Origin of the sequence: Nonomuraea sp. NPDC050691, assembly GCF_040654455.1 — a bacterium.
In the GTDB taxonomy this organism is placed as follows: Bacteria; Actinomycetota; Actinomycetes; order Streptosporangiales; family Streptosporangiaceae; genus Nonomuraea.
This window is the reverse complement of the sequence record NZ_JBFAIA010000256.1, coordinates 1-8,881: the sequence shown is the minus strand read 5'-3', so window position 1 is coordinate 8,881 and position 8,881 is coordinate 1. Positions and strand designations below refer to the sequence as shown.

Sequence of the window (8,881 nt, the reverse complement as noted above, 5' to 3'; positions counted from 1 at the left end):
GCCGGTGCTCGCGGGGAACGTGAGGAGGCGCCGCACTCGCCGCCGCCTGGTCGCGGGGGCCCTCGCGACGGCCGCGCTCGCCGCCGCGGTCGTGCTCGGCCCCAGCTTCCTGCCGGACGGCTCGGGCACGGCCACCTCGTACGCCAACTCGGCGATCGAGATCGAGCAGCGCGGCGATTGGTGGGTGGCCACGATCCGCGACCCGTTCGCCGACCACGCGCTCTACTCGGAGGGATTCCGGGCGGTGGGGCTCGACATCACGCTGGAGCTGGTGCCGGTCGCCCCTGGCATGGTGGGGGAGGTGATCAAGATGGGAGGCGGCGGTGGCACCGGCCCGTCCCTGGGTATGGGCGGCAACCTCGAGCCCGAGGGCTGCACGATCGGTCAGCCGGACTGCGCGCTCACCGTTCAGGTGGGCCGCGACTGGACCGGCAAGGGTGTCCTGTCCCTCGGCCGCGAGGCCAGGCCGGGGGAGCGGTACCAGTCGTTCAGCGTGGCCACCCGCAAGGGGGAGATGCTGGCCGGGGTCCGCGTGGACGAGCGGCCGGTGCGCGAGGTCCTGGCCGAGGTCCGCCGGCGGGGTCTCAAGGCGGTCTTCGAGATCATCGAGCCCGACCCGGGCGGCAACGGCTACGGCGTGGACCCCAAGAGGCAGTCCGACCCCGTGCGCGACGACTGGACCGTCTGGGAGGCGGTGTCGGACCAGCCAGGCGTCGTTCGGCTGCTGGTGTCCGAGAAGCGGATCGCCAAGAACCCGATCTACGGCGGCCCCAAGCCCGAGGACACGACGAGCGAGTAGATCAGGAGGCGGCGGTGAAGAGCGGGTGCAGCTCGCGGGCCCGCTCCGGCGGCAGCAGCTCGCGGGCGGCGAGCCAGGCCGCCGCCCCGGCCCCGTCGCCCGCCGTCGTCACCTCCCGGCCCGTCAGCAGCGCGCCCACCGCCTGCCGGACGGGCCCGTCGCTGGTGAGCACGCTCCCGGCCAGCACGGTCGGGCCGGACACGTGGACGCGCCCGACCGTGGCCGCCAGGTGACCGGCCGCCTCGCGGACGATCTCCACGGCCATCGGGTCGCCTGCCGAGGCGGCCCGGCTCACCAGCGCCGACAGCGACGCCAGCCGCATGTGGTCGGCCTGGGCGAGCCGTACGATCCGGTCGGCGTCGGCGCGGGTCGTGGCGCCCCGCCACCCGCCCAGGAAGTCGTCCAGGACCAGTTCGACGAGCGCCCCCTCGCGCGTGCCGCGGTCGAGGGCCGCGACCACGGCCTTGGCGGCGGCGCGGCCGATCCAGAAGCCGGAGCCCGCGTCGCCCAGCAGCCAGCCGAGCCCGTCGGCGATGGCGTCCAGCTCGTGGTCCGTGACGCGGGCGGCCACCGCGCCGGTGCCGGACAGCAGCAGCGAGCCGGACGGCTCCGGCGTGCCCGCCACGTACGCGATCACCACGTCACCCGTGACCCGGGGCCCGGCGGCGACGCCGTGGCCGGCCCAGACCTTGGCCAGCTCGCCGGGCAGCTCCTCGACATGCCCGGCCACGCCGGCCAGGGAGGCCACCACGCGTGACGGGTCGATGCCGTCGAGCGCCCGCCCGAGGGACTCGCCGATCGCCGCGACCGCCTTGCCCAGGCCGTGGGCGCTGGGATTGCCGGCGCCGGCCCGGCCGTAGCCGACGCGGGACCCGTCCAGCGCGTGGACCGCCACCCGGGTGGAGGTGGCGCCGGCGTCCACCCCGATCACGAACGACTTCGTCACGGTCCGATTCTGGGACTTGACGCGACCGGGAAGCAAGAATAATTTTCGCCAGAAGACCGGGTATTCGGAAGGAATATTCGTGACTTCAGGAGCCCTCGGGCGCGTCGAAACAGAACTACCCGGTTTGCCGGAGGCGTTGCGCCGGGTCGGCGAGGTGATCCTCGGCGATCCCGCCGAGGCCGCACGCTCGACGATCATCGCACTCGCCGAGCGGGCGGGCAGCTCGCCCGCCACGGTGACGCGTTTCTGCCGCGCGTTCGGCTTCTCCGGCTACGCCGAGCTGCGGGTGGCGCTGGCCACCGAGACCGGCCGGGCCGCGCAGGCCGGGTGGGGCGCGGGCGTGGGCCACGAGATCGGCCCGGACGACCCGCTCGACTCCGCCATCGAGGTCATGGCCGCCGCCGACGCCCGGCTCATCCAGGACACCGCCGCCCAGCTCGACTCCGAGACGGTCGCCCGCGTGGCCGACGTCGTCGTCGCGGCCCGCCGCGTGCTGCTCGTCGGGGTCTCCACCAGCGGCAACGTCGCCACCATGCTCGAAGGACGGCTGCGCCGCATCGGCCTGCCGTGCTGGAGCGCGGGCGACGCGCACGTGGCGCTGTCCGACGCCGCGCTGCTCGGCGAGGGCGACGTCGCGATCGGCATCAGCCACCGCGGGCGCACCCGCGAGGTGATGGAGGCGCTGGCCGAGGCCGGCAGTCACGGCGCGACGACGGTCGCCGTCACCTCCTTCGCCCGCTCGCCGCTGGCCGAGCTGGCCGACCTCGTGCTCACGACGGCCAGCCGGGAGACCACGTTCCGGCTCGGCGGGCTGGCCGCCGTCCACTCGCAGCTGTTCGTGCTGGACGCCGTGTACGTGGCGGTCGCCCAGCGCACCTACGAGCGCACCAACGAGGCGTTCGAGCGCACGATCAGCGCCGTGGAGAGCCACCGGGTGGAGAGAGGCTGAATGACGTACGCGACCAAGGCCCTGGAGCTCGTGCACCGGGTCGTCGAGAGCCAGGCGGAACCCGTGGGCCGGGCGGCCGGGCTGCTCGTCGGCGCGCTGCGCGCCGGCGGGGTGGTGAACGCCTTCGGGTCCGGGCACTCCGAGGCGATCGCCATGGAGATCGCCGGGCGCGCCGGCGGGCTCGTGCCCAGCAACCGGCTCTCGCCGCGCGACCTCGTCCTGTACGGCGGAGAGCCGCCCGGCGTGCTGACCCCCGAGCTGGAGCGCGACCCCGCGATCGCCCGGCGGATCTACGACCTCGCCCCGGTGGAGCCGCAGGACGTCTTCGTGCTCGTCTCCAGCTCCGGCGTCAACGGCACGGTGGTGGAGCTGGCCACCCTCGTCAAGGACCGCGGCCACCCCCTGATCGCGATCACCTCGGTCGAGCACAGCACCCGGATGACCTCGCGCCACCCGTCCGGCCACCGGCTGCTGGACCTGGCCGACGTCGTCCTCGACAACGGGTCCCCGTACGGGGACGCCGTCCTCGAACTGCCCGGCGGCGGCACGTACGGCGCCGTCTCCACGATCACCTCGGCGCTGCTCGCGCAGATGGTCGTCACCGAGGCGGTGGAGCGCCTGGCGGCGCTCGGAGAGACACCGCCCATCTACCTGTCGGTCAACGTGACCGGCGGCGACGAGCACAACAAGGCCCTGGAGAGCCGCTACGCGGGGCGCATCAGACGCGGAGCCTGAAAGTCAGGAGAGCACCAATGTCCAACACCCCCCAGAACATCACCCGGCGCCAGCTCCTCCGGAGCGCCGCGCTCGTCCCCGTGGCCGGCGCGCTCGCCGCCTGCGCCACCCCGGCGTCCAAGGCGCCGGCCTCCTCCTCGGCGGCGCCGGTCGCGACCAGCGCCGCCAACCCCTTCGGCGTCGCGGCCGACAAGCCGCTGGAGGTCTGGATCTTCGACGGCGGCTTCGGCACCGCCTACGCCAAGGACATCCACCAGCCGCTGTTCAAGACCAAGTACCCGCAGGCGCAGGTGAAGATCGAGTCCACCAAGGAGATCACCAAGGTCCTGCAGCCGCGCTTCGCCGGCGGCAACCCGCCCGACGTCATCGACAACTCCGGCGCCAACGCCATGGACTTCGGCGCGCTCGCCCAGGACGGCCAGCTCCAGGACCTCGCCCCGCTGCTCGACGCGCCGAGCTGGGACGACCCCGACGTCAAGGTGCGCGACCTGCTCGACCCGGCCGTCGTGGAGATCGGCACCTACGACGGCAAGTTCGCGGTGCTCGGGTACGTCAACTACATCTTCGGCATCTGGTACTCGCAGAAGGTCTTCCGTGACAACGGCTGGCAGGTGCCGAAGACCTGGGACGAGTTCCTCAAGCTCTGCGAGACGATCAAGAAGTCCGGCAAGATGGCGCCGTTCACCTACGCCGGCAAGTTCCCGCAGTACCTGTACGAGCCGCTGCTGACCCTGGCCGCCAAGATCGGCGGGCCGGAGGTGCTCGTCAACATCGACAACCTGGAGGACGGCGCCTGGACCGCCGAGCCGATGAAGCAGTCGGCCGCCGCGTGGGCCGAGATCGGTGCGAAGTACCTCATGGAGGGCACCGCCGGCCTCGACCACGTCCAGACCCAGACCGCGCAGAACAAGTACAAGGTGGCCATGCTGCCCGCCGGGTCGTGGCTGGAGAACGAGCAGAAGACCACCACGCCGGCCGACTTCGAGTACGGCATGTTCCCGCTGCCCGACTTCACCGGCTCCGACAAGATGCCGTACGGCACCCTGCACACCTCGCCCGGTGAGAACTTCATCGTCCCGGCCAAGGGCGCCAACCCCCAGGGCGGCATGGAGTACCTCCGGGCGATGCTGTCGAAGAAGGCGGCAGGCGACTTCAGCGAGCTCGTGCGCACCGTCTCGGTCGTCAAGGGCGCGGGCGAGGGCCGGCAGCTCTCCCCGGGCGCGGCCAGCGCGTCCAAGGCCGTCACCGCGGCGGGCGCCAACTCCGTCACCTACCGCTGGCAGACCTGGTACGGCCAGCTCAAGGACGAGGCCATCGCCGCCACCGGCGAGCTGATGACCGGCGGCCTCACGCCCGACAAGTATCTGGAGCGGCTGCAGAAGAAGGCCGACGAGATCAAGGGCGACTCCTCGATCAAGAAGTTCAAGCGCTGATGGTGTTCCAGCGCTACCGCCGCGGGCTGTTCATCACCGCGTTCCTCGCGGCCCCGGTGACGCTCTACCTGGTGTACGTCATCTCCCCGTACATCCAGGCGTTCTACATCGCGATGACCGACTGGCGGGGTGTGAGCGCCACGCCGCGTTTCATCGGGTTCGAGAACTTCACCAGGCTGTTCTCCGACGGGATCTTCTGGAAGGCGGTGCGGCACAACGCGGCGCTGCTCGTGCTGCTGCCGCTGCTGACGATCGTCATCGCGCTGTTCTTCGCCTTCCTGCTCAACGTGGGCGGCGGCAGCGGCGGCCGGGCCGGCGTCCGGGGCTCCAAGCTCTACCGGGTGATCTTCTTCTTCCCGCAGGTGCTGGCCGTCGCCGTGGTGGCGGTGCTGTTCCAGCAGGTGTTCCGCCCCGACGGCAGCGGCATGCTCAACGGGCCGCTCATGGCCCTCGGGGCCGAACCGGTCGGGTTCCTGTCGAACCCGGACGTCGCCTTCTGGTCGGTCCTCGGCGTGATGGTCTGGCAGGCCGTCGGGTTCTACGTGGTGCTCTTCTCCGCCGGCCTCGCCTCGATCCCGCGCGACATGTTCGAGGCGGCGCAGATCGACGGGGCCGGGCGGGGCAGCCTGTTCTTCCGGATCACGCTGCCGCTGCTGTGGGACACCGTCCAGGTGGCGTGGGTGTACCTCGGCATCCTGGCGCTGGACGTGTTCGCGATCGTGTGGGTGATGACCGACCAGCACGGCGGCCCCGACTTCTCCACCACCGTCATGGCGGCCGAGATCTACCGCAACGCGTTCTCGTACTTCCGCTTCGGCTACGCCTCCGCGCTCGGCGTCGTGATGTTCTTCTTCACCGTCGGCTTCGCGATCATCTCGCTGCGCCTGTCGAGGCGCGAACGAATCGAGTACTGATGACAACGACGATGACCTCGGGGACGGTCGCGACCTCGCGCCGGGAGGAGCGGCGCGAGCGCAGGCGGCGCCTCGGACCGCTGAACGTGCTGACGCACGTGGCGCTGCTGGTGTGGACCGTGCTCGTCGTGGTGCCGATCCTGTGGACGTTCCTCGCCTCGGTCAAGAGCGAGGACGAGATCTTCGGCGACGCCTGGTCGCTGCCCGAGACCCTGCACTGGGACAACTTCGCCCGGGCATGGGAGCAGGCGCACATCGGGCAGTACACGCTCAACAGCGTCATCGTGGTGTCGTTCAGCACGTTCGGCACCATGCTGGTCGGCTCCATGGCCGCCTACGTGCTGGCCCGCTACCCGTTCCGCGGCAACCGGGCCTTCTACCTGCTGTTCGTCTCCGGCCTGGCCCTTCCCGTCTACCTGGCGCTGAGCCCGCTGTTCTTCGTGGTGCAGAACATGGGCAACGTGCCGGTGCTCGGGCCGTTCATCGGGCTCAACACCCACGCCGGGCTGGTGCTCGTCTACATCGCGCACTCGATGCCGTTCACCGTGTTCTTCCTGGCCGCCTTCTTCCGCACCCTGCCCACGGCGGTCGGCGAGGCGGCCATGGTGGACGGCGCCTCGCACACCCGCGTGTTCTTCCAGATCATGCTGCCGATGGCGCGTCCCGGCATCGTGAGCGTCACCATCTTCAACGTGCTCGGCCAGTGGAACCAGTACCAGCTCCCGCTGGTGCTGCTCCAGGAGCGCGACAAGTGGGTGCTCACGCAGGGCATCGCCGACATCTCCACCGCGGCCGGCTACGACCAGGACTGGTCGGCGCTGTTCGCCGCCCTGACCCTGGCCATCCTGCCCATGCTGGTCGTCTACACGATCTTCCAGCGGCAGATCCAGTCCGGGCTGACCGCGGGGGCGCTGAAGTGACGGGGTGAGCGGACGGGCATGGGCCCTCGCCTGGCGGGCGCGGCGGGCCTAGGCTGCGCAGTGTGATCGCAGACATCCGCGCGCTGCTGGCCCGCCATCTGCCCGGCCACGAGATCCACTCCATCGTCCGGCTCGGCGAGGGCCTGGACAACGTCGTGTACGAGGTCGACGGCGAGCTGATCGTCCGGGGCGCGAGGGTCGCCGACGGCGACGAGACCCGGCGCGAGACCGCGCTGCTCGCCGCCGTGCGCGCCATCTCCCCGCTGCCGGTGCCCGAGGTGGTCTTCAGCGACCCGGAGGCCGCCGTCATCGCCTACCGCAAGCTGCCCGGCAGGCCGCTCAACCTGCACCCCGTGCCCGACCCGATGCGGCTGGCCGAGCCGCTGGGGGCGTTCCTCAGCGCCCTGCACACGGCCCCCGCCGACGGGCTGCGCGAGCTGGCGCCGCCCGACCGCTACCCCGCGCCGACGCTGCTCCAGGACGCCGGCCAGGACTACCGCGACGTGGAGGAGCAGGTGCCGGAGGAGCAGCGCCCGCTGGTCGAGGCGTTCCTGCGCGCCCCGGTGCCCCCCGACACGGGCACCCTCCGGTTCTGCCACAACGACCTCGGCGCCGAGCACCTGCTCGCCGACCCGGAGACGGGCCTGCTGACGGGTGTCCTCGACTGGACCGACGCCGCGTTCACCGACCCGGCCCACGACTTCGCCCGCCTCTACCGCGACCTCGGCCCCGAGGTGTTCGAGGCCACCGCCGCGCACTACGACGGCGGCCTCGGCGAGGACGACCGGGCGCGGGTGCGCTTCTACGCCCGGTGCGCCCTCATCGAGGACCTGGCCTACGGCCTGAGCACGGGCCCCCGGCACTACGCGGACGCCGCCCTGGCCAACCTGGTCCGCACCTTCAGCTGAGGGCCAGCTCCTCGCGCAGGCGGCGCGTCGCCTCCACCACGTTCGCCAGCGCCGACTCGACCTGCTCGTACGTGCGCGTCTTCAGCCCGCAGTCCGGGTTCACCCAGAGCCGCCCGGCCGGCAGGGCCTTCAGCGCCTCGCGCAGCAGCCGCTCGACCTCCTCGCCGCCCGGCACCCGCGGCGAGTGGATGTCGTACACCCCGGGCCCGAGCCCGCGCCCGATCCCGCCGACCGCCCCCAGGATGCGCCCGCCCGAGCGGGCCGACTCGACCGTGGTGACGTCCGCGTCGAGGCCGTCGATCGCGGCCAGGATCTGGTCGGCGTCCGAGTAGCACAGGTGCGTGTGGATCTGAGTGGCCTCGCCCGCGCCCGAGGTGGCCCGGCGGTACGCGGCGACGGACCACTCCAGGTAGTCGGCCTGGGAGGCGCGGCGCAGCGGCAGCAGCTCGCGCAGCGCCGGCTCGTCCACCTGGATGACCGGCACCCCGGCCGCCTCAAGGTCGAGCACCTCCTCCCGGATCGCCTCCGCCACCTGGAACACCACGTCGCGCAGCGGCAGGTCGTCCCGGACGAACGACCAGGCGACGATCGTGACCGGCCCCGTGAGCATGCCCTTGACCGGGCGGTCCGTCAGCGACTGGGCGTGGCGGGCCCACCGCACGGTGAAGGAGGCCGGCCGGGAGACGTCGCCGTGCAGGATCGGCGGGCGGGTGCAGCGCGAGCCGTACGACTGCACCCAGCCGTTCCGGGTGACCGCGAAGCCGTCCAGGTGCTCGGCGAAGTACTGCACCATGTCGTTGCGCTCGGGCTCGCCGTGGACGAGCACGTCGAGGCCGAGCCGCTCCTGGGCGCGGACGACCCGCTCGATCTCCGCCTCGACCAGCCGCTCGTACTCCTGCTCCGGCAGCGTCCCGGCCGCCACGGCGGCGCGGGCGGCGCGCAGCTCGCCGGTCTGCGGGAACGAACCGATCGTGGTGACGGGCAGCGGCGGCAGCCCCAGCCGCTCGGCCTGGGCGGCGGCGCGCACCGCGTACGGCGCCCGCTCCCCGCCCGGGACGGGCGCGGCCAGCGGCACCGACGGCGCCGCCGGGTCCGGGCCGTCCCAGGACGAGCGCGCCAGCTCCACCACCTCGGCGACCTTCTGCTCGGCGAAGGCCAGCCGCGCCCGCAGCGCCGGGTCGAGGTCCGGCTCGGCCTCCACGTCGTACGGCACGTGCAGCAGCGAGCACGACGTGCCGACCACCACCCGCGCGGCGTGCTCGCGGACCGTCCGCAGG

General features: G+C 72.4%; 9 protein-coding genes. 7 read left to right on the top strand and 2 right to left on the bottom strand.

The genetic code is table 11. The features are described 5' to 3' along the window. Nucleotides 1-799, top strand: a 799-nt coding sequence (locus tag AB0H81_RS42125) for a hypothetical protein (protein WP_358387299.1), incomplete at its 5' end; no start/stop codon positions are given. 1 nt (nt 800) lies between these two features. Here AB0H81_RS42125 and AB0H81_RS42120 read toward each other — a convergent pair. Beyond that, nucleotides 801-1,745: a BadF/BadG/BcrA/BcrD ATPase family protein gene (locus AB0H81_RS42120; RefSeq protein WP_358387297.1), complete on the bottom strand. Its 945-nt coding sequence runs from the start codon at nt 1,743-1,745 to the stop codon at nt 801-803. Between the two features lie 79 nt (nt 1,746-1,824). Between AB0H81_RS42120 and AB0H81_RS42115 the strand changes: the two genes are divergently transcribed. From AB0H81_RS42115 to AB0H81_RS42090, 6 genes are all read left to right on the top strand, one after another. After that, a complete protein-coding gene (locus AB0H81_RS42115) occupies nt 1,825-2,694 on the top strand; it encodes a MurR/RpiR family transcriptional regulator (protein WP_358387294.1) in 870 nt (289 codons plus the stop codon). Next, the gene (locus AB0H81_RS42110) at nt 2,695-3,429 is read left to right on the top strand and encodes an SIS domain-containing protein (RefSeq protein ID WP_358387291.1); all 735 of its coding nucleotides are present in this window, start codon (nt 2,695-2,697) and stop codon (nt 3,427-3,429) included. 17 nt (nt 3,430-3,446) lie between these two features. Beyond that, on the top strand, nt 3,447-4,862 hold the full coding sequence (ngcE, locus tag AB0H81_RS42105) for an N-acetylglucosamine/diacetylchitobiose ABC transporter substrate-binding protein (RefSeq protein ID WP_358387289.1): 1,416 nt from the start codon (nt 3,447-3,449) through the stop codon (nt 4,860-4,862). Continuing rightward, nucleotides 4,862-5,776, top strand: coding sequence for a sugar ABC transporter permease (locus AB0H81_RS42100; RefSeq protein WP_358387286.1), 915 nt, complete (start codon nt 4,862-4,864; stop codon nt 5,774-5,776). Before ngcE ends, AB0H81_RS42100 begins: the two co-directional genes overlap by 1 nt. After that, nucleotides 5,776-6,696: a carbohydrate ABC transporter permease gene (locus AB0H81_RS42095; RefSeq protein ID WP_358387283.1), complete on the top strand. Its 921-nt coding sequence runs from the start codon at nt 5,776-5,778 to the stop codon at nt 6,694-6,696. Before AB0H81_RS42100 ends, AB0H81_RS42095 begins: the two co-directional genes overlap by 1 nt. A 62-nt stretch (nt 6,697-6,758) precedes the next feature. Continuing rightward, entirely contained in the window at nt 6,759-7,604 is an 846-nt protein-coding gene (locus tag AB0H81_RS42090) for an aminoglycoside phosphotransferase family protein (RefSeq protein WP_358387280.1), read from the top strand. Here AB0H81_RS42090 and metE read toward each other — a convergent pair. Beyond that, nucleotides 7,597-8,881 (bottom strand): 5-methyltetrahydropteroyltriglutamate--homocysteine S-methyltransferase (gene metE, locus AB0H81_RS42085; protein WP_358387277.1); only part of this gene is annotated, 1,285 nt, incomplete at its 5' end. The genes AB0H81_RS42090 and metE overlap by 8 nt on opposite strands.

What these genes read in the sequence shown, in the direction of transcription:
- AB0H81_RS42100 (WP_358387286.1), top strand. Translation starts at nt 4,862, where the DNA reads ATGGTGTTCCAGCGCTACCGCCGCGGGCTGTTCATCACCGCGTTCCTC.
- ngcE (WP_358387289.1), top strand. Translation starts at nt 3,447, where the DNA reads ATGTCCAACACCCCCCAGAACATCACCCGGCGCCAGCTCCTCCGGAGC.
- AB0H81_RS42095 (WP_358387283.1), top strand. Translation starts at nt 5,776, where the DNA reads ATGACAACGACGATGACCTCGGGGACGGTCGCGACCTCGCGCCGGGAG.
- AB0H81_RS42110 (WP_358387291.1), top strand. Translation starts at nt 2,695, where the DNA reads ATGACGTACGCGACCAAGGCCCTGGAGCTCGTGCACCGGGTCGTCGAG.